Source organism: Paenibacillus sp. PAMC21692 (assembly GCF_014303795.1).
Lineage (GTDB): Bacteria > Bacillota > Bacilli > Paenibacillales > Paenibacillaceae > Pristimantibacillus > Pristimantibacillus agaridevorans.
In genome coordinates this window covers 3728462-3748969 of record NZ_CP060293.1, presented here as the reverse complement: position 1 = coordinate 3748969, position 20508 = coordinate 3728462, and the positions used below count along the sequence as shown (strand labels likewise).

General features: G+C 51.7%; 18 protein-coding genes and 1 tRNA gene. 4 read left to right on the top strand and 15 right to left on the bottom strand.

The window, feature by feature from the left end; all coding sequences use genetic code 11:
* Positions 1-18: 18 nt before the first annotated feature.
* Together hemA and tnpB are read right to left on the bottom strand one after the other, a co-directional pair.
* On the bottom strand, positions 19-1422 hold the full coding sequence (hemA, locus tag H7F31_RS14770; RefSeq protein ID WP_187104813.1) for a glutamyl-tRNA reductase: 1404 nt from the start codon (positions 1420-1422) through the stop codon (positions 19-21).
* Between the two features lie 707 nt (positions 1423-2129).
* Entirely contained in the window at positions 2130-3218 is a 1089-nt protein-coding gene (gene tnpB / locus H7F31_RS14765; protein WP_187104811.1) for an IS200/IS605 family element RNA-guided endonuclease TnpB, read from the bottom strand.
* Positions 3219-3408: 190 nt separating this feature from the next.
* On the opposite strand from tnpB, the gene map reads away from it, so the two are divergent.
* Entirely contained in the window at positions 3409-4155 is a 747-nt protein-coding gene (map, locus tag H7F31_RS14760) for a type I methionyl aminopeptidase (RefSeq protein WP_187104809.1), read from the top strand.
* A 198-nt stretch (positions 4156-4353) separates the two neighbouring features.
* Here the strand turns inward: map and yihA are convergent, their stop codons facing one another.
* The 8 genes from yihA to H7F31_RS14720 form a co-directional block, all read right to left on the bottom strand.
* Complete coding sequence (gene yihA, locus H7F31_RS14755) at positions 4354-4971, bottom strand: ribosome biogenesis GTP-binding protein YihA/YsxC (RefSeq protein WP_187104808.1); 618 nt, start codon at positions 4969-4971, stop codon at positions 4354-4356.
* Positions 4968-7358 (bottom strand): endopeptidase La, encoded by a 2391-nt coding sequence (gene lon / locus H7F31_RS14750; protein ID WP_187104805.1) that lies wholly within the window; start codon positions 7356-7358, stop codon positions 4968-4970. Before lon ends, yihA begins: the two co-directional genes overlap by 4 nt.
* Before the next feature lie 38 nt (positions 7359-7396).
* Positions 7397-9100, bottom strand: coding sequence for an ATP-dependent protease LonB (gene lonB, locus H7F31_RS14745; protein WP_187104803.1), 1704 nt, complete (start codon positions 9098-9100; stop codon positions 7397-7399).
* Positions 9101-9241: 141 nt separating this feature from the next.
* Positions 9242-10351 carry a flavodoxin-dependent (E)-4-hydroxy-3-methylbut-2-enyl-diphosphate synthase gene (gene ispG, locus H7F31_RS14740; RefSeq protein WP_087566542.1) on the bottom strand — a complete coding sequence of 370 codons (1110 nt, stop codon included), beginning with the start codon at positions 10349-10351 and terminating at the stop codon, positions 9242-9244.
* 180 nt (positions 10352-10531) lie between these two features.
* Positions 10532-11788: an ATP-dependent protease ATP-binding subunit ClpX gene (gene clpX / locus H7F31_RS14735; protein ID WP_087566543.1), complete on the bottom strand. Its 1257-nt coding sequence runs from the start codon at positions 11786-11788 to the stop codon at positions 10532-10534.
* Positions 11789-11812: 24 nt separating this feature from the next.
* Entirely contained in the window at positions 11813-12400 is a 588-nt protein-coding gene (clpP, locus tag H7F31_RS14730) for an ATP-dependent Clp endopeptidase proteolytic subunit ClpP (RefSeq protein ID WP_087566544.1), read from the bottom strand.
* Between the two features lie 276 nt (positions 12401-12676).
* Positions 12677-13966 carry a trigger factor gene (gene tig, locus H7F31_RS14725; RefSeq protein ID WP_187104801.1) on the bottom strand — a complete coding sequence of 430 codons (1290 nt, stop codon included), beginning with the start codon at positions 13964-13966 and terminating at the stop codon, positions 12677-12679.
* Between the two features lie 88 nt (positions 13967-14054).
* Positions 14055-14900 carry a hypothetical protein gene (locus tag H7F31_RS14720; RefSeq protein ID WP_261800423.1) on the bottom strand — a complete coding sequence of 282 codons (846 nt, stop codon included), beginning with the start codon at positions 14898-14900 and terminating at the stop codon, positions 14055-14057.
* Positions 14901-15189: 289 nt separating this feature from the next.
* On the opposite strand from H7F31_RS14720, the gene H7F31_RS14715 reads away from it, so the two are divergent.
* Positions 15190-15266: transfer RNA gene (locus H7F31_RS14715), tRNA-Arg, on the top strand.
* A 123-nt stretch (positions 15267-15389) separates the two neighbouring features.
* On the opposite strand, the gene H7F31_RS14710 is transcribed toward H7F31_RS14715, so the two are convergent.
* From H7F31_RS14710 to H7F31_RS14700, 3 genes are all read right to left on the bottom strand, one after another.
* Positions 15390-15956 carry a YdhK family protein gene (locus H7F31_RS14710; RefSeq protein ID WP_187104798.1) on the bottom strand — a complete coding sequence of 189 codons (567 nt, stop codon included), beginning with the start codon at positions 15954-15956 and terminating at the stop codon, positions 15390-15392.
* A 41-nt stretch (positions 15957-15997) separates the two neighbouring features.
* Positions 15998-16999: a HAMP domain-containing sensor histidine kinase gene (locus H7F31_RS14705; protein WP_315970564.1), complete on the bottom strand. Its 1002-nt coding sequence runs from the start codon at positions 16997-16999 to the stop codon at positions 15998-16000.
* 107 nt (positions 17000-17106) lie between these two features.
* Positions 17107-17799: a response regulator transcription factor gene (locus H7F31_RS14700; RefSeq protein WP_187104794.1), complete on the bottom strand. Its 693-nt coding sequence runs from the start codon at positions 17797-17799 to the stop codon at positions 17107-17109.
* A 111-nt stretch (positions 17800-17910) separates the two neighbouring features.
* On the opposite strand from H7F31_RS14700, the gene H7F31_RS14695 reads away from it, so the two are divergent.
* Positions 17911-18240, top strand: coding sequence for a four-helix bundle copper-binding protein (locus H7F31_RS14695; RefSeq protein ID WP_187104793.1), 330 nt, complete (start codon positions 17911-17913; stop codon positions 18238-18240).
* A 50-nt stretch (positions 18241-18290) separates the two neighbouring features.
* Here H7F31_RS14695 and H7F31_RS34185 read toward each other — a convergent pair whose 3' ends face one another.
* Positions 18291-18620, bottom strand: coding sequence for a metal-sensitive transcriptional regulator (locus tag H7F31_RS34185; protein ID WP_315970576.1), 330 nt, complete (start codon positions 18618-18620; stop codon positions 18291-18293).
* Between the two features lie 246 nt (positions 18621-18866).
* On the opposite strand from H7F31_RS34185, the gene H7F31_RS14685 reads away from it, so the two are divergent.
* Positions 18867-19964: an AI-2E family transporter gene (locus tag H7F31_RS14685; protein ID WP_187104789.1), complete on the top strand. Its 1098-nt coding sequence runs from the start codon at positions 18867-18869 to the stop codon at positions 19962-19964.
* Between the two features lie 129 nt (positions 19965-20093).
* Here the strand turns inward: H7F31_RS14685 and H7F31_RS14680 are convergent, their stop codons facing one another.
* Positions 20094-20438, bottom strand: a complete 345-nt coding sequence (locus H7F31_RS14680) for a hypothetical protein (RefSeq protein ID WP_187104786.1) — start codon at positions 20436-20438, stop codon at positions 20094-20096.
* Positions 20439-20508 lie beyond the last annotated feature (70 nt).

The window sequence follows — 20508 nt, the reverse complement described above, 5'->3', positions numbered from 1 at the left end:
TTGAAACCTTCCAGCCAATCAAGTAGGGGCAAAAGCAGGTGCCCCCGCCTGTTGCTGAGCATTCTTGACCAGAGCCGTCGATGCGCTCGGCTTGGAGGCGCCCGCCGACTTCTCGGCAGCTCCCGGATATAACCCGGACTGCTGCTGCGATTCCGCAAGCTCCTCCAGCGCGAACAGCTTCACGAACATGTCCATCGCTTCCTCCGCCCGCTTTTCGCCGGCCATCTCTTTAATGCGCAATATGGGATCCTGTATCATTTGGTTCATCATGCTTTTGGTCAGCTTGCGAATCACCTTTAGCTCGCGTTCGCTGAGGCCAGGCAGCTTTTTCGTCAGGCTGTTCATCGTCTCGTCATGGATATCCGTCGCCTTCGTCTGCAGCGATCGGATAAGCGGCACGACGCCTAGCGTCTTGTACCATTGCTCGAAGGCAACCATTTCGTCGTCGATCATAACCTCGATTTTCGCCGCTTCGCGGCGGCGCTGGTCCAGATTGCTCTCCACGATGCCTTCCAGATCGTCAATATCATATAAAAAGACGTTCTCGACGGCAGCGATCGTTGGATCCAGATCACGCGGAACGGCAATATCAATCATAAACAACGGCTTGGACTTCCGGCTTTTCATGGCTTCGGCAACCTGCAGGCGATTAAGAACATAACTCTCCGAGCCCGTCGAACTAATAATAATGTCCGTCTCCGGCAGCTTCTTCAAGCCTTCCTCCAGCGACAGCGGAGTGCCGCCGAACTTGTCTGCCAGCTGAGCAGCGCGCTCGAAAGTACGATTTACGACAAGAATACGCTCCGCCCCGTTCGCATACAAGTGTTTGGCTGTTAGTTCGCCTGTGTCGCCCGCCCCGATAATCATAACCGTCTTGCGGTTGAATTGTCCAAAAATCTGCTTGCCAAGCTCTACGGCCGCATAACTTACGGAAACAGCCGATTCGCCGATCGTTGTCTCCGAATGGGCGCGTTTCGCCATCGTTACCGCCTGCTTAAACAGCATATTAAATACGGTGCCGGTCGTCTTTTTCTCTTGGGCGAGCAAGAACGCGTCCTTCACCTGACCGAGAATTTGGGTCTCCCCGATGACCATGGAATCCAGGCCGCTTGTCACCTTAAAGAGATGGCGAATGGCGGCTTCGTCCTCGTACATGTAGAGATGGTTGGTAAATTGCTCTCGCGGCAAACCAAACCACTTCTCCATAAAGCTGCGAATATAATGCCCGCATAATTGATGACGGTCGACGACGGCGTACATCTCCGTTCGGTTGCAGGTCGCCACGATGACACCTTCCATGATGCTTTTCGTTCCGATCAAGGCGTTTAGCGCTTCCGGCAGCTCTTTCTCCGCGAACGTAAATTTCTCTCTCACCTCTACGGGCGCCGTACGGTAATTCAATCCAACCGCGATGATGTGCATGCGTGGTATTCCCCCCTTCCTCCGCGAGCGCAAGCCTGTCCGTCTTCGCCACGTTCTTATTGGTCCGATAATCCGTTGATTGGAATTATTATAGCACAGTTCGACATTCATGCAGGGTTCATTTTTGACCAATGTTTGAAGAAATCCGCGCGGATTACATAATATGTACCGTCCAGCGGCCGATGTAGCATAGTATTTCCCTTATTCCGCAAAGAAATAACCATGGATTGCCTCCATGGTTTTTGGCATATGGTACATCATGAGCCGCGAATTACACCAGCTCGATCCGAGTCATCATTGGTTCTTCCACTTGCAGCTCGCCCATGCCACGAATACCAGCAGCATGTAATCGATCGTCTCCCTTTTTAACGAAAAAAAAAAAAAAAAAAAAATAACCTCTATCCACTATAAATGCAATAACTTTTTTGGCGGAACTCCCAGCGCTCATGCAGCCGAAAGCCACGTATTAATGTATGTAAAGACCGGAACGATGTGCATGGGATTGATCGTCGAATACCGCTTTTGCAGCAGGCGATGCCGAAGTCAAGGGAACATTCGATATTGTGTTATATTGAACACTCCCGCCACCTTAGAGATGCGGGATTCTTGGATTGTTGCTCCTCATGGAGCAAAGTCGTATCGATAGTTTCTTGCGAAAAATCGTACACCAAGCGATCCCTGCGGTTCCCGCAGTTCTTATTACTTTGTTATAGCGCCATCTTCTTTATGTTTTGCGCTGCATTGCGGTCGCGGTCATGCACCGTTTGGCAGACCTGACAGGTCCACTCTCGAACGCTCAAATCTTTCACTTCGGCCTGTTTGCTCCCACAGATATGACAGGTTTGACTGGTTGGGGCAAAGGCAGGCGCTTCCTTAATCGTACGGCCATACCACTTCGCCTTGTAGTGAAGCTGGCGACTCATTTCTCCCCAGGCTGCATCTGCTATATGCTTGGCCAAATGTCGGTTCTTCATCATTTTCGTAATACGTAAATCCTCGATGCAGATCGTTTGGTTCTCACGAATCCACATTGTGGTCTGCTTGTGAATCACATCTAATCGGCTATTTCGCATCTTCTCGTAGATGCGGGCCACGTTTCTTTTCGCCTTGTGCCAGTTACTTCCGCCCGGCACTCTCCTTGCCATCGTGCGCTGCCACTTCGCGAGCATTCGCTCATATCGAAGCGTATATCTCGGATTGATAAGCACAGGTCCTTCCGAAGGGACTGCTAAATGTTTGATGCCCCTGTCGATACCAAGGATGCGATTTGTTTTCGGAAGCGGATGAATGTCCGTCTCACAGACCAGCGCTACGAACCATTTGCCGCTAGGGGCTAATCGTACCGTTGCCGACAAAATCCGGCCTTCGATTTCTCTTGACTTCGCGAACGGGACCCATCCCAGTCTGGGCAACTGCAATTGATTCGCGCTCACCTTGATGTTACCGCCCGTATACCGGGTCGTATAGCTCAGCACCGGATGCTTTCGACTCTTGAAACGAGGCGCATCATTCTGTTTCTTGGAGAAACGCTGAAACCCGTCAGCCAGATTTCGAACCGCCGATTGCAAGGCAATACTGTCCACTTCCTTCAACCATGAAAATTCTTGCTTCAAAGCGGGAAGCTGTGCGGCACAGGCGTTGTAAGAGAGGCCTTTCCCAGCAGCCTGAACCGACTCTTTCCACTTTGCCAAGAAGTGGTTGAACACAAAGCGGCTGCATCCTAATGTTTTACGCAAGAGCACGATTTGTTCTAATTTCGGATAGATCCGAAATTTGAATGCTTTATGCTGGAGCATAGCTTAGGTCACCACCCACAGTAGTTTTTAATACCTAAATCATAGCACATACGTTCGCTTCTAACTACCAGCAAAATTCCCGATTCATCCCCTGCCTACACTTTCATTTCGTGAGTATGGTATCTTAGAGGCAGAGGTATTCACAGTGAATGTAATAAATCAATCAATTCCGGATTTGGAGGTATTTTTTATGACAGTAGGCTCGCAAGAAGACATGGATGGATTGAAGGAGATCGGCAAAATCGTCGCATTGACGATTCAAGAAATGAAAAGCAGCGCGCGCGCCGGAATGACGACAAAGGAATTAGACGAAATCGGGGGACTGGTTCTGGCAAGACACGGAGCCGTTTCCGCGCCTAAGTTAACTTACAATTTTCCCGGCGACACTTGCATTAGCATCAATCGCGAAGTCGCGCACGGCATCCCGGGCAAACGCGTCATTCAACCTGGCGATTTGATCAACATCGATGTTTCGGCTGAATTGGGAGGCTATTATGCGGACGCAGGACATTCCTTTGTGATCGCTCCATCCAAGCCGGCGTTAACGCGACTATGCCAATACACGCACGATACGATGATGAAGGTGATCTCGTCGCTGAAACATGGAGTGAAATTAAACGAAGTCGGAAGAATTATCGAAAGCGAGGCCAAAAAAGGCGGCTATAACGTCATTGAGAATCTATGCAGCCACGGCATCGGGAAAGCTCTGCACGAGGCGCCGCAGGAGATACTGCCGGTTTACAACAAGCACGATAAACGGGTATTAAAAGAAGGAATGGTCATTACGATCGAGCCCTTTTTGTCCACTGGCGCGGGGTATGTCGTCGAGCAAGCGGACGGATGGACTTTAAGCGTGCCCGACAATAGTTTCGTTGCGCAACACGAGCATACCATTATCATAACGAAGCATGAGCCCATTATCTTGACCGCCGTATAGCAGCCGTTAATGCCGTTAGATCTCTGCAAGAACAAAACGTCCAGTTATCGCCTAACGGACAAAACAACAAAAAGCGGCTGCATGAGCGCGGCCGCTTTCCCTTCGCCCGAAGCATCGCTTATGCCCCCAGCAAGAACAGCTTATGTGTGAATGTAGGATTTCTTTACAAATCGATACAATTGCGCTGAATTCTCATCCTTATGGTAAAACATCGTTTTCTTGTTCGCTATTGTAGCCGATCGCATCCGTAATGACGTCCCAGAGCTGATCCCGGCCAAGCCCGGTCTCCGAGGAGAACAGGACGACGGAGTCGCGCGGGTCGGCTTCCAGCGCCGTCTTGATCATCTTGATATGCTTGTCCCACTTGGAACGCGGGATCTTGTCCGCTTTCGTCGCTACGATACAAGTAGGGATCTCGTAATGCTTGAGCCATTGGTACATCAGCACGTCGTCCTTGGAAGGCTCGTGTCGGATATCGATAACGAGCAATTGAAGCTTGAGCGGTTCGCGTTCCCTAAGATACGTCTCGATCATCTCGCCGAACTGCTCTCGCTGGGTTTTGGATACTTTGGCGTAACCATAGCCGGGGAAGTCGACGAAATAAACCATATCGTTGACCCGATAATAGTTAAGCTGCTGCGTTTTCCCGGGCTGCGAGCTCGTACGAGCCAGGTTTTTGCGCATGATCATCTTGTTGATCAACGAAGATTTACCCACATTGGAACGCCCTGCCAGAGCAATCTCCGGCAAGGCATCCTCGGGATATTGATGCGGCTTAACCGCGCTGATGATGAATTGAGAATCTTTTATTTTCATGAAATTGGGGTACCCGCTTTCTCTGCTGTTCCTGCCGGAACGAGTGCTTGGAGCAGAACCTCGTCCATATGCCCCACCGGCACGAAAGTCATATCTGCTTTGATGCTGTCCGGGATGTCCTTCAAATCGCGTTCGTTATCCTTCGGAAGCAGTACCTTCCTTATACCCGCCCGATGCGCGGCAAGAGACTTCTCCTTTAAGCCGCCGATCGGCAGCACGCGGCCGCGGAGCGTAATCTCGCCGGTCATCGCCACTTCGCGCGAGACATACCGATTCGTCAGCGCGGAGATGAGCGCCGTCGCGATCGTAATGCCAGCTGATGGACCATCCTTCGGAATGGCTCCTTCCGGGATATGGATATGGATATCGTTTTTCTCGTGGAAGCTCGGATCAATGGATAACTCCAACGCTTTGGAACGCGTATAGCTAAATGCAGCCTGCGCGGACTCCTTCATCACGTCGCCCAGCTTGCCCGTCAGCGTCAACTTGCCGCTGCCCGGCATGACGGTCACCTCGATGACCAGCGTATCGCCGCCGACCTCGGTCCAGGCCAGCCCCGTAACGGCGCCAATCTGATCTTCGCTTTCGGCCAAGCCGTATCGGAACTTCGGAGGTCCAAGCCATTGCTTCACGAGCTCGCTGTCCACCTTTAACGGTTTCGTTTCCTGCTCTTCCGAGCCTTCCTCAGCCGTCTTTACCTCGGATACAAAATGTTTGGCCGCCTTGCGGCAAACGGCCGCGATCTGCTGCTCCAGATTTCGTACGCCGGATTCGCGCGTATACTCGCGAATCAACAGCTGCAGCGCCTCGTCCGTCAACTCCAACTGCGTTTCCTCCAGACCGTGGTCGCGCTTCTGCTTCGGCAGCAGGTACCGTACGCCGATCTGTTCCTTCTCCAGCTCCGTGTAACCCGGAATGTACAGCACTTCCATCCGGTCCAGCAGCGGACGCGGAATATTGTGCAGCGCATTAGCCGTCGTCACGAACATCACGTTGGAGAGGTCGAAAGGAACCTCGATGTAATGGTCGCTGAACGTGTTGTTCTGCTCGGGATCGAGCACCTCAAGCAATGCTGACGAAGGATCCCCCCGGAAGTCCGACGCCATCTTGTCGATCTCGTCAAGCAGGAACACCGGGTTAAGGCTGCCGGCCGTTTTCATCCCCTGCATGATACGGCCCGGCATCGCGCCGACGTACGTTCTGCGATGACCGCGAATCTCGGCTTCGTCGCGCACGCCGCCAAGCGAGATGCGCACGAACTTCCGGTCGAGCGACTTCGCAATGGATCGGGCAAGCGATGTTTTGCCGACGCCGGGAGGGCCCACGAGACAGAGGATAGGTCCTTTCATCTTGCCCACGAGCTGTTGTACCGCCAAATATTCCAGCACGCGCTCCTTCGGTTTCTCCAGGCCGTAATGATCGTCGTTCAAAATATCCTCGGCCTTCTCGATGCTGAGATCATCATTTGTTCTCTTGTTCCACGGCAGCGCGAGTAACCAATCGATATAATTGCGGATGACTCCGCCCTCTGCCGAGGAAGGCGGCATCTTCTCGAGCCGGTCGATTTCCTTGACGACCTTTTCCTTAACCGCTTCGGGAACGCCGGCTTCCTCCAACTGGCTTCTAAGCTCTTCGGCCTCGCCCGCCCGGCCTTCCTTCTCGCCGAGCTCCTTCTGGATGGCCTTCATCTGTTCGCGGAGGTAATATTCCTTCTGCGTTTTCTCCATCTGCTTCTTGACGCGCTGATTGATCTGACGCTCAAGCTCCAGCACTTCGCGTTCGTTATTCAGCAAATCCAGCAGTCTCTCCAGCCTGGCCGCCACATCGATCGTTTCGAGAATATCCTGTTTGTCCTTGATCTTGAGCGACAAATGGCTTGTAATGACGTCCGCCAGGCGGCCAGGATCGTCGATATCCGATACTGCCGCATAGGTTTCCGGAGTAACCTTTTTCGATAACGAAATATAATGCTCGAACTGGCTCAGGACGGAGCGCATCAATGCGTCCACCTCTGGATCGTCCGTATCCTCCTCCGGCAGCTCCTTCGCCATAACCTCATAGAACTCGTCATTCGTTACATAGCTCTGCACCTCTGCGCGAACAACGCCCTCCACAAGTACGCGAATGGTGCCGTTAGGCAGCTTAAGCATCTGCCTGACCTTCGCGATCGTGCCAACCTTGTAAATATCCTCCTGCGTCGGTTCTTCGATATTGACCTCCGACTGCGAACACAACAAAATCATGTGGTCTTCGACCATTGCCCGCTCCAGCGCGCGGACGGATTTATCCCTGCCCACATCAAGGTGGAGCACCATGCTTGGATAAACAAGTAATCCTCTCAGCGGAAGCAAGGGCAGCCGGCGACCTTTCGACTTGCTTGGTCCCATACCTGCACCTCCATTTCTACAGCATCTACCTTATCTTATCACTCCGCGGAATCCGCCTGCAAATAAGGAAGGCTGCTTGGCCTAAACAATTCGCTCACGGCAGGCACTTCTTTCTCCTCTCGAGCGGTCTCCAACTCTGGAAATACGTGTCTGAATACCTCTTCCACCCTATCGACCGGTATAACCTTGAGACCGTCCAGATCGGCGAAAATCGCCTGCCAATTCTCCTTGGGTATGATGACCTGCACCGCCCCGGCCTGAAATGCCGCCTCTACCTTGGCGAGCACGCCGCCGACCGGCTTCACGTTGCCATGAATGCCAACCTCGCCCGTCATGGCAAGCTTGTTGTCGATCGGCATCTCCCGAATTGCCGAAGCGATCGCCGTTGCCATCGCAATGCCCGCGGATGGTCCATCGATTGGAGTCCCGCCCGGGAAGTTGATATGCAAGTCAAAGTCCTGCGGATTCAGGCCGATTCTGCGGAGCACCGTCAAGACATTCTCGACAGAGCCCTTTGCCATACTCTTACGCCTGAGCGTACGCGAGCCTCCCCCCAACTCTTCTTCGTCAACAACGCCAGTAATGTTGAATGTACCTTTGCCGGAATCAGCGGGAATAGCGCTCACTTCGATCTCCAGCAGCGTCCCCATATTGGGACCGTAGACGGCAAGACCGTTCACGAATCCCACCTGGGGCTCGTTTGGCACTTTGCGGTCCGGGCGAGGCGGAATTTGGCTGCTGTTGACAACCCATTCGATATCGGCTGCCGCGATGGCATCCCGTTTCTCCGATAGCGCCACGCCTGCAGCCAGTTGAATAACGTTGACGGCTTCCCGGCCATTCGTAGCATACCGTTTCACGACGTCGATCGCCTCCGGGCACGGAGGAAATCCGATCTTCTTGACGGCATTCTCCGCCACCTGCGCGATCTCATCCGCCAGCAGCGGCCGGAAGTATACTTCCATGCAGCGGGAACGGATCGCGGGCGGAATTTCGCCGGGGGAGCGTGTCGTGGCGCCAACAAGACGAAAGTCCGCAGGTAATCCGTTTTGGAAAATATCGTGTATGTATAACGGAATATTGGCATCCTCGGAATGGTAATAGGCGCTTTCGAGGAATACCTTGCGATCTTCCAGCACCTTTAACAATTTATTCATCTGCACGGGATGCAATTCCCCGATTTCGTCGATGAACAGAATACCCCCATGCGCTTTCGTTACTGCGCCCGGCTTCGGCTGCGGAATGCCCGCCACTCCCATCGCTCCGGCCCCTTGATAAATCGGGTCATGAACCGAGCCGATGAGCGGATCCGCAATGCCGCGCTCGTCGAATCTGGCCGTCGTCGCGTCAATCTCCGTGAATTTCGCATCGGCCAAAAACGGCGATGACGGATTTTTTTTCGCTTCTTCCAGCACGACGCGGGCAGCCGCCGTCTTGCCTACGCCGGGCGGTCCATAAATAATGACATGCTGAGGATTGGCGCTGCAAAGCGCTGCCTTCAGCGCGCGCAGACCGTCTCGCTGTCCGATAATATCGTTCATCGTCTGCGGACGCGTTTTCTCCGCGAGAGGTTTCGTAAGCGAGATGGAGCGAAGCTTTCTGAGCTTGTCCATCTCCTTCTTGGACTCTCTATCAACAGCCGATCGGTTCGTCTTCTGGTTGCGAAGCAAATTCCAGAAGTACAATCCAATTACCACGGCAAAGAACACTTGAATCAGCATTAATACCAAACTTAAACTCATAACCTTCCCGCTCCTTTCATACCAACCGTATTCTGTCAGTATTGCCGCTTGGATACAGGAATAATCGCTTGCCCCGCCAGAAAAAAAGAAGAGGCCTTCTGACGGTCGTTAGACGGTTCAGATAACCTCATTTATTGCACATTAGGCGTGGGCGTGATTTTTGCGTCCCGGAATTTCGCCGGTCGCCTCAAACACGGTCACGATATTGTCGATTTCCTTTTTCAGCTCGTTAAGCAGCTCCGCTTCCGGCACTTTGCGAATCATCTCGCCGTAACGGAACAACATGCCTTCACCTCGAGCGCCCGCGATGCCGATATCCGCCTCGCGCGCTTCGCCTGGACCGTTAACCGCACAACCCAGCACCGACACCTTGATGGGTACTTTGATCTTGGAGATATACTCCTCTACCTCGTTGGCGATAGAGAACAAGTCGATGTCCAATCTGCCGCATGTCGGGCAGGATACGAGCGTAGCCGCGTTTGTAATAAGACCGAAAGTCTTAAGCAGCTCGCGCGCAACCTTTACTTCTTCAACAGGATCAGCGCTGAGGCTGATCCGAACCGTATTCCCGATGCCCAGAGCCAATAACGCTCCTATGCCCGCCGAACTTTTGATCGTGCCGGTATGCAAAGTGCCTGCTTCCGTAATGCCAAGATGGAGCGGATATTTGATCTTCTCTGCCGCCATGCTGTAAGCCGCGATCGCCATTGGCACGTCGGACGCCTTGAGCGAGACGATAATATCGTGAAAGTCGAGCTCCTCGAGAATGCCAATGTGGAAAAGCGCGCTCTCCACCATGGCTTCCGGCGTCGGATATCCGTATTTCTCCAGCAAGTGATTCTCCAGGGAACCTGCGTTGACGCCGATCCGGATTGGAATCCCACGTTCCTTGCAAGCTTTAACAACGGCTTCCACACGCTCGCGGCGGCCGATGTTGCCGGGATTAATCCGAACCTTGTCGATGCCGTTTTCGATTGCGGCAAGAGCCAGCCTGTAGTCAAAATGAATATCCGCAACGAGCGGAATATGAATTCGTTTCTTAATTTCCTTGATCGCTTCCGCAGCTTCTTTGTTATTGACGGTTACGCGAACGATCTGGCAGCCCGCTTCTTCCAGACGAAGAATCTCGGCCACGGTCGCCTCTACGTCAGCCGTCTTTGTCGTACACATGCTCTGAATGATGACTTCATTGCTGCCGCCGATCGTCAGATCGCCGACTTTCACCGGAATCGTATCCTGGCGTTTATACATTATGATCTCTCCCATCATGCGTCCAATCTCGGGCAGCGTAGTACGAAGATAGTGCCGACAAATGGACTTTGAACACGCTATAACTACTACGCCGAATCGGCGGAAAGGTGACAAAAACGTCAAAGTCCACCCCGCGGCAAGCGTGTTATCGCAGGCCACGGGGTGGAGTATCGTCCCTTATCAGGCGCTTTCTTCCTTCTTCTTGCCCTTCTTGGCGGAAAGCTCAGGCATGATCTTCTCCTGCACGGACTTCTCCGTAATCAGGCAAGTGTTCACGTCATCGCGCGTCGGAACCTCGTACATCACGTCGAGCATAATGCCCTCGATGATGGCGCGAAGCCCGCGGGCGCCGGTATTGCGCTTGATGGCTTCCTTCGCGATCGCGTCGAGCGCTCCGGGCTCGAAGTCGAGCTTTACGTTGTCCATCTCGAGCAGTTTCTGGTATTGCTTTACAAGAGCGTTTTTCGGTTCGGACAAAATCCGTACCAATGCCGGCTCGTCAAGCGGCTCCAGCGTCGAAATGACAGGCAAACGGCCCACAAACTCCGGAATAAGACCGAATTTCAGCAGATCCTCGGGCAATACCATGCCCAAGTATTCGCCCGGTTTCAAATCCTTGGTCGTGTCTCCCGCGGAGTTAAAGCCGATGACCTTTTTGCCGATCCGGCGTTTGATCAATTGCTCGAGGCCGTCGAATGCGCCGCCGCAGATAAACAGAATGTTCGTCGTATCGATCTGGATAAATTCTTGATGCGGATGCTTGCGTCCGCCTTGCGGCGGAACGGATGCGACCGTACCCTCCAGAATTTTTAGCAGTGCCTGCTGTACGCCTTCGCCGGATACGTCGCGCGTAATCGACGGGTTCTCGGACTTGCGGGCTACTTTGTCGATCTCGTCGATGTAGATAATGCCGCGCTCGGCTTTCTCCACATCGTAATCGGCGGCTTGAATCAGCTTGAGCAAAATATTTTCAACGTCTTCGCCTACGTAGCCGGCTTCCGTCAAGGAAGTGGCGTCGGCGATTGCAAACGGCACGTTAAGAATTTTGGCCATCGTTTGCGCCAGCAGCGTCTTACCCGAGCCTGTAGGACCCAAAAGCAGAATATTCGACTTCTGGAGCTCGACGTCATCGATTTTGCTGCCGGAATTAATCCGCTTGTAATGGTTGTAGACGGCAACGGATAACGACTTCTTGGCAAAGTCTTGACCGATGACATAGGAATCCAGAATGGCGCGAATATCCTTCGGCTTCGGAATATCCTTCAGATCAAGCTCTTCATCGTTGCCGAGCTCCTCTTCCACGATTTCGGTGCAAAGCTCGATACATTCGTCGCATATATAGACGCCAGGACCGGCGACCAGCTTGCGCACCTGATCCTGCGATTTGCCGCAGAACGAACACTTCAATTGACCCTTCTCGTCATTGAATTTGAACATGTACTCACCCCTTGAATGTTTATGTTAGCCCAGCGGCGCCGTAATGACCCTATCGATCAGACCGTAATTCAGGGCTTCTTCCGCGCTCATAAAGTAATCGCGGTCGGTGTCGCGATCAATCTTCTCATATGGCTGACCTGTGCGGTCGACATAGATTTGATTCAGCTTCTGCTTTGTCTTGAGAATCCAGTCGGCATGAATCTTGATATCCGTTGCCTGGCCTCGGACGCCGCCGAGAGGCTGGTGGATCATCACTTCTGCGTTTGGCAGAGCAAAGCGTTTGCCCTTCGCACCGGCTGTAAGAAGAAGGGAGCCCATGCTTGCCGCCATACCCATGCAGATCGTGGATACTTCTGGCTTGATATACTGCATCGTATCATATATTCCCATTCCAGCGGTTACAGAGCCGCCGGGAGAGTTGATATACAGATGGATGTCCTTCTCCGGATCGTCGGCCGCCAAAAACAGCAGCTGAGCGATGATGGAGTTCGCGACATCGTCATCAATGGCACTCCCGAGAAAAATAATGCGATCTTTCAGCAATCGGGAGTAAATGTCATAGGACCGTTCTCCGCGATTCGTCTGTTCGACTACAATCGGTACCAGGTTCATGCGACCAACCTCTTTTCGTTGTGGACTTGGAATGCATCCTTATTGTAACACGTTAAGTTATGGATTGTCATTTCGCCGAATACTACAGTATACGGCGACCGACGCCTGATATGTACGCTTGCCTGGCGGTCGAAGAGATCCGCCTATTTCATATGTAGGGTGAAAATAAGGCACGTTACATGCACGCGCCTTATCCTCGATCTAACCTATTCTTCTATGTCGCTTCCCATGCACACGCATGGAGCGTATGTCTAACCGTATTAAGAGATTGCTTTTTTAGACAGTTTTGCTGTTGTCAAGCAGAAACTTGATCGTTTTGCGAAGAAGAATATCTTCTTGCAGGTTGCTAATGTTGCCGTTCTTCTCGAAAATGTCGCGCAGTTCTTCCGCAGGACGGTTGTATTGCTTGGACAGGTTCTCCAGCTCTGCAGCCAGATCCTCTTCCGTCGCGTCGAAGCCTTCGGCTTTCGCGATCGCTTCCAACACGAGGTTGTTGCGTACGCGCTTCTCGGCGTCGGAACGCATTTGACCGCGCAGCGCTTCTTCGTTCTGGCCGGAGAACTGGTAATACAGATCCATGTTCATGCCTTGCATGCGCAGACGGTTCTCGAAGTCCTTCACCATATAGTCGGTTTCCGTGTCGATCATCGCTTCCGGAATTTCGACTTCCGCCGCAGCCGTCGCTTTGTCGACAACCGCTACTTCACGCGCTTGCTCCGCTTCCTTCTCCTTGCTTTCCAGAAGCTTCGTTTTCAAGTCGGCTTTGTATTCTTCCAGCGTGTCGAACTCGCTTACGTCTTTGGCGAATTCGTCGTCCAGGGCAGGAAGCGCTTTGCGTTTAAGCTCGTGCAGCTTCACTTTGAATACGGCAGCTTTTCCAGCGAGGTGCTCTGCATGGTACGTCTCGGGGAACGTTACTTCCACGTCCTTGAAGTCGCCAAGCTGCATGCCCACTACTTGGTCCTCGAAGCCCGGGATGAAGGAGTTCGATCCAAGCTCCAGGGAATAACGCTCGCTGAAGCCGCCTTCGAACTGCTCGCCGTCCACGTATCCGTCGAAGTCGATAACGGAGATGTCGCCATTTTGGGCAGCTCCTTCTTCGACGACCGTCAACTCGGCGTGACGCTGTTGCAGACGCTCCAGCTCGGCCGCCACTTCTTCTTCCGTTACTTCGGCGCTGACCGCATCGATCTCAAGGCCTTTGTATTCGCCAAGCGTTACTTCTGGCTTAACCGTTACTTTCGCGACGAACTTGAACGTTTGGCCTTTCGCGAATTGCGTAACGTCGATCTCGGGACGGTCTACAGGCTGCAGCTCGTTCTCTTGAACAGCAGTCGTGTAAGCTTCCGGCAACAGAATGTCGATTGCATCCTGATAAAGGCTCTCTACTCCGAAGCGGGATTCGAAGATTCCCCGCGGAACTTTGCCTTTGCGGAAACCAGGAACGTTAACCTTCGCCGCCACTTTCTTAAAGGCTTGGTCCAGAGCGCCGGTCACTTTGTCCGCGTCCACCTCAACATCGATAGATACGATGTTCTTGTCTATTTTTTCCCAAGTTGCTTTCATTTTATGCCTTCCCCTCCAAAAATGCGCATGCATCCATAGTTTTCACGTTACATAAACCATTCTATTATAAACAAAGATGGACAAGTTATCAAGGCTGATGTTCATCGCCGCCCGTTTGCAGCAGCATCGCAATGCCTCTGAGCGTTCGGCAAGCCTGTTCATAACGGAATCTGAGACTGTCGGAAATGCCATATGTATCGCGTATATCGTCGTCGTTCGCCGAACCGTATACCGTCAGATGCAGCGTAAGATGCAGCGCGGCCGCGAAACAATCCACCGTCGCATCCTCGTCTCTAAGCATCCACCCGTAAGCCGATGTCCCATAAAGGAATTGCAGGCTTTCCTTCCATAGTTCCGTGGCGAAATGAGGCAGCGTCGGGTCGTCAACCTCTGCAACCGCGATCGTACGCTCCAGGATGTCACCCACCGGAGTCGGGAATTCTTCTAGTGACAGAGGGGTCGCTTCGATCTCCAGCACGACATCCTCATCCAGCCGTCTAAGCCGTATTTCCCCTGTCGCCCCTCTCCGCTTAAGACATTGCAGCGCCTTGAATTGAAGGATGGGATGAAGGCTCTCATCCTTCAGCCATTCCAGGATGGCAGCGTCAACGCCGGGATCATCGATGTAGACGGCGCGCTCCAGCGCCAGCTGCTGCTGGTCCATCATAGGATGGTTGCGCATAATATAGAGCACCTGGCTGATATACGCTTCATCTTGAACGGGCGGCTTCAGCAGCTCGGCACGCAGCGCCTCTTCGTCCTGACCGCTTTCCTGCGCGTTCTCTTCTGCAGCCTCGCTCCCCGCCGGGAACGCCATCTCCAGCCAACTCAGCAGATTCGTCCATTCCTCATAATGGCGTTTCTCCTGCCCCTGGCATTGCAGCAGAAAACGGAGAAGCTCCTTCGCTTCCCTGTATTGTTCGGCCTCCAGCATCCTCGTGAGCGAGATCTGGTACTGATCCAGCATGCTGGGGAATAAATAAACATTGTCCTTGCCATCCGTATGTGGCTCTTGAGGAGTCGTAATGATAACACCGCCTTAAGGCATGCTCGTAAAAATAGGTTCTCAATAATCCTGCGATCGATTATACCACGCATGGTCGTCCGCGCCAAACAAAGTCCTATATCTTCAAAAGGCAACATTATGTTCGGCAATCTTTTTTTAATTTCTCCATTTTTTTACTTGCAAAACCATAGGTCGGCATGATATATTATCAAACAGTGTCCCAGTAGCTCAGTCGGATAGAGCACTCGCCTTCTAAGCGAGTTGTCGGGGGTTCGAATCCCTCCTGGGACGCCATTACGTTGCATATGATTATTTTTTAAAATAATGAAATCCCCGCGAGCCCTTAATTCTACCGGGCCAGCGGGGATTTTTTATTACTTGAAATACAAAGGCCATGCCTCATGAGTTGTTGTTTTTCTATGGCAAAGCCAGCTCGTCTTCCGTCACCCATTTATGGTTTTTCACTTCTTCGCCGGTTGTCGTTGAGGTGAAATCGATCATATAGACGGTCGTCTGCTCCGCAGAATCGATGGTTGCTGCAGCACCTTCCATCCCCGTCATATGGTCAGCCTCCAAAACCACTTCATCGCCGGGCTTAAACGGTTCTTTGCCTGCATCCTTGATTTCTTCATGCACGACCCACTTATGATCCGTTACCCGTTCACCGCCGCTTGCAGGTGTGTAAGACACGATATATACCGTCGTGTCAAATGCGCCCGCAATCTTAGCTGCCGCGTCTTTCATACCGTCCATATGCGCATCGGTAATGACGGCCTCGCTTCCCTCGGGAAACTTCGGATTGGAGGCTTTTTGCATTCCTTCCGGAGCCCCGCTTGAACCGGAATGATCCATGCCGGCATGACCGTTATCCCCCTCTTTCTGTATCCCGTTATTCGGGTCATTGGACTTGTCGTTATTGCCGTTCCCGCATGCGCTGAGCACGAGCGTAGCGGCAAGTCCTAATAATATCAGCGCTTTTTTCATTTTTCCTTACTCCTTTCAGTAATTTGATTCGACTTACACAACTAATCTACCTTATACTTTTGAAGAACTTGTGTAGATTCACTTAAGAGCTTGGGAAGTCGAATCGTAAATGTTGTACCCTTTTCGCTATCTACTTTAATGCGTCCGTCGTGAGCGGCTATAAGCTGCTTTACAATGGTTAATCCGAGTCCGCTCCCTCCAATTCTGCGACTTCGCGATTTATCCGCACGGTAAAAGCGTTCAAAAACGTTGGGCAGATCTTCGGGAGGAATCCCCTCGCCCGAATCCTCTACAACGATCCGGATCTCCGTTAGTTCTTCAGCTGCCGAAATATTTACTTCACCATGTTCTGCTGTAAATTTGAGCGCATTGCTCAGCAAATTCACCAAAACCTGAATCATCCGGTCATGATCTATAAGCGCCCGAACATCCGGATCGACCGAATAATCCAAGCGGACATGTTTCTCCCGATATGACGCATCGACTAGATTGACGGCATGTGCAATGACCTCCGCAAGCCGTACTTCCTTTCGTACCAATTGAAAGCCGGGCGATTCGAGTTGGTTTAAATCTTCCAGTTCGGCGACTAGCTCCGTTAAGCGTTCAATTTCTTCGTAACAGGTATGAATACGAGATGGGGTCGGCTCCCAAATGCCGTCTTCCAGCGCCCGCATATGGCTTTTCAGAGTTGTCAATGGTGTTCGCAGCTCATGGGCAATATTCTCCGTCATCGTCACCCGAAGTTGTTCCTGATGCTGTAACTGCGCCGCAAGAGTGTTGATGGACCTTCCCAATTCGGCCAGTTCGTCTGTGCCGGAAAGGGAGACCCGCGCGTGCCACTCGCCAACCGTCATCTTTTCCGCCACATGCTTCATATGTACCAGAGGGGACGAGATCCGTTTGGCCACATAAAAGCCAAGCACTATCGCGAGCACAATCGACACGAAGCATGTCCAAAGAATCGTTTGCAACAAAGCCAGCTCCAAATGGTAATTCAATTCTATTAAGTCATGACCTATAACAGAAGCTTGCGATTGATACATCTGAAAATGGTAATGTGTTGTAAAAAGAAGTACCGCGCTTGAAACGACAACAATGCCGACCGCAGTGCCAATAATAATGAACGCGAGCCTCGAATAGAGTCGACGGTTCATACCGTTTCACCTGCGAAACGGTATCCGAAACCGTACACGGTCACCAGATAAACCGGCTTCTTCGGATCGCTTTCGATCTTGTGGCGGAGATTTTTTACATGCTGATCGATGGTACGCACATCACCTTCAAAATCGTGACCCAAAACTCGCTCAATCAGCTCGTCCCTTTGAAAACATCGTTGCGGATATTTGGCGAGCAAAAGCAATATTTTATATTCGTTCGGCGTAAGATTCACCAGCTCGCCGGAGCGAACGACTCGCTGCTTCATCGAATCAATCATCAACTCGCCATGATTAAACGTCAAACGGTCGGCTAGAAGCACATCATCATCCGATCGCCGTAATATCGTTCGAACCCTCGCCACGACCTCTCTAGGGTCGAATGGTTTTAACACATAATCGTCCGCTCCTACCGAAAGCCCTCGAATACGATTGTTTTGGGAAACTTTGGCTGTAAGCATGAGAATGGGAACGGAATCGATTTGCCGGATGGCCTGACATACTTGCTCCCCCTCCATATCGGGCAGCATTAAATCCAGTATCACAAAATCCACCGGCTGACTGCGCACACACTGAAGGGCTTCACCCCCTGTCTCCACATCAATCGTCCGGTAACCTTCCTTTTGTACATAAGATCGAATAACCTCGCGAATATTGTTTTCATCGTCGACAATTAAGATGGTTTTCATAACGTTCCCTGCCAATCTATTTTTTGATTGTAGTTATAGTTGTCACAAGTGTTTCACATATAGTACAGAGGGGTACACTATATTCGAATCCAAAATAAAGGAGTGATACCCATGCATGAACATTACAAACAATGTATCGAAGAATGTCTGAAATGTATGCAGGAATGCAATCACTGTTACGATGCTTGTCTCAAGGAAGATAACGTTAAGATGATGGCCGAGTGCATCCGACTGGATCGCGAATGTGCTGACATTTGCGCGCTGGCCGCTGCGGCCATGTCCAGAAATAGCCCCTTTGTTAAGGAAATCTGCCGCTTGTGTGCCGAGATCTGCGAGGCTTGCGGCAATGAGTGCGCCAAGCACGAACATCACGAGCATTGCAAACGCTGTGCTGAAGCCTGTTTCCGTTGTGCGGAAGCATGCCGGAAGATGATTGCATAGGAAACAATTAAAGGGGGGTTGCTTATTCTAAAGCATCCCCCCTATTTTAATTATTTTATCAACTTATTTACCGTGATCAAAAGCTCATCAAGCACTTCATGATCGCCTTCTTCGATCCGTCCAACGACGCAACTTTTTAAATGGTGTTCCAAAAGCTGCTTCCCCAATCCATTAAGGGCGGACTGGATCGAAGCAATTTGAATCAAAACATCATCACAGTAAGTGTCTCGCTCGATCAGCCCCTTCACCCCTCGCACTTGCCCTTCGATCCGATTTAAACGATGCATCAAGCTGCGTTTCGTTTTATCGGAATGATGACTTTTCCGCTCTGCAGAGGATGTATGGTCGCATGAGGTAGCCTCAATTATTGTATTATCCAGTTCAATCAACCCCTTTGTATACACTTTAACATACCCCCTAACCCTATGTAAAGATAGGGATCCCATATATTGGATTGATGGTTTTTTGGATCAGCATTACAACACTCGCAATCATATTTATGATAACATGAGGCTGGAACCCTGCGGCCTGACTCTTTTGTTGCTACCGGCGGCTTCTCCCCGCGTATTACTGATTCGTTGCATCGCATCGATACAATTGGAATGGATAGGAACAGGAGAGAAACGATGATCAAGCTAAACGTCTTTATACGGGTATGTATCGCAGTGCTGCTCGTACTGGGTATTATTTATTTGAGTTCGCTCGTCTCATTCATCTTCACCCCTCTGCTCTCGCTTTTCAGCATTATTCTGACGCCGCTTCTGCTCTCCGGGTTTTTCTATTATTTGATGAGGCCGCTCATCGATTATTTGGAAGGCAAGAAGCTGAACCGGACGCTCGCCATTCTGCTGCTGTACCTTGTTATTTCCTTGCTGCTCGCGGTGTTCTTTATCGGAGTCTGGCCTTCTCTGAAAAGCCAGGTGATGAATCTCGTGCATAACGCTCCGGCCATATTCGCGGGTATCAACGAACAGCTCGAAAAGCTGAGCGACAATGAATATATTGCGCCGTTGCTGCCTGCCAACACGGACATTTCGGGACAAGTAACCGAATTTCTGAACAAGGGCTTTAACGTGATCAGCAGCTCAGTATCCGGTCTGTTCACCTTCTTCTCCGACTTTGCGATCGTGCTGATCACCTTCCCGATCATGCTTTTCTACATGCTGAAGGAAGGCGGCAAGTTCAAAAATCGGCTAGTCTGGTTCTTTCCCTCCCGCTATAAGGAGGACGGCCGATCCATGCTGGGGGACATCGATCAGGCGTTAAGCAATTTTATCGTCGGTCGGGTCATCGTCAACCTGGCGCTCGGCGTTCTTATGTACATCGGCTTTCTTATTATCGGTCTGCCCTACGCGCTTCTGCTGACGGTGGTCGCGGTCATCTTGAATTTCTTCCCCGTCATCGGCGCGATTCTATCCAGTATTCCGATCGTGATCATCGGCCTGATCGAGTCGCCGGCCACGGCCATCTGGTCTCTGGTCATCATTCTCGCAGCCCAGCAGGTACAGGATAATCTGATTGCGCCCTACGTGTTCGGCAAGAAGCTGGATATCCATCCGCTGACCACGATCATTCTCGTCCTGGTAGGCGGGGACATAGCCGGCATCGTCGGTTTCCTGCTAGTCATTCCGATCTACATGATCGTCAAGATCGTAGGGGTCAAATCGTACGAGCTGTACATCCGAACACGCAAGAACAGGGAGGAAACGCCGCCGCCCGCTTGACGGCCAGGCTCCGGTGCCCGACCAGAACAACAACCGCCCGGTGATCCGGGCGGTTGTTGTTTGAATTTAGAATGCAAAAAGGCGGCAGTGAGGCCTGGCCGCCATAAGTGATCGGGATAATGAAGCTGGCTATAGCAGCCCCATAGAGGAAATATGTCTCCGAGTGGATTCCGTGCCGCATTCGTATAACAACCGGTAGATCCTCGTAATGATTTCATCGCTGGCGCCGTTAATCGTTTCGTCATGGTCGCTTTTAGCGACAGGCCTTGCGTAATAGCCAAGCTCCGCCTCCGCCATGCTCGACAGCTCTTCGAACAGCTCGCGAAGACGCGACACTTCCTCTTCGTTCGCAACGATATCCAACTCGTAAGCGGCCGCCTCGGGATCGGTCAATATTTGCCCCGCCTGGACGGATACATAGAGATGCTGCCGTTCTTCGTCGCTTCCGCGCAATTGCTCGCCTTGACCTTCCATTATCTGAATTCACCTCCATCGCATGTACAGCTTGCGACAAACTTCGGGTTATGCCTTCCTTAGCTTCCCC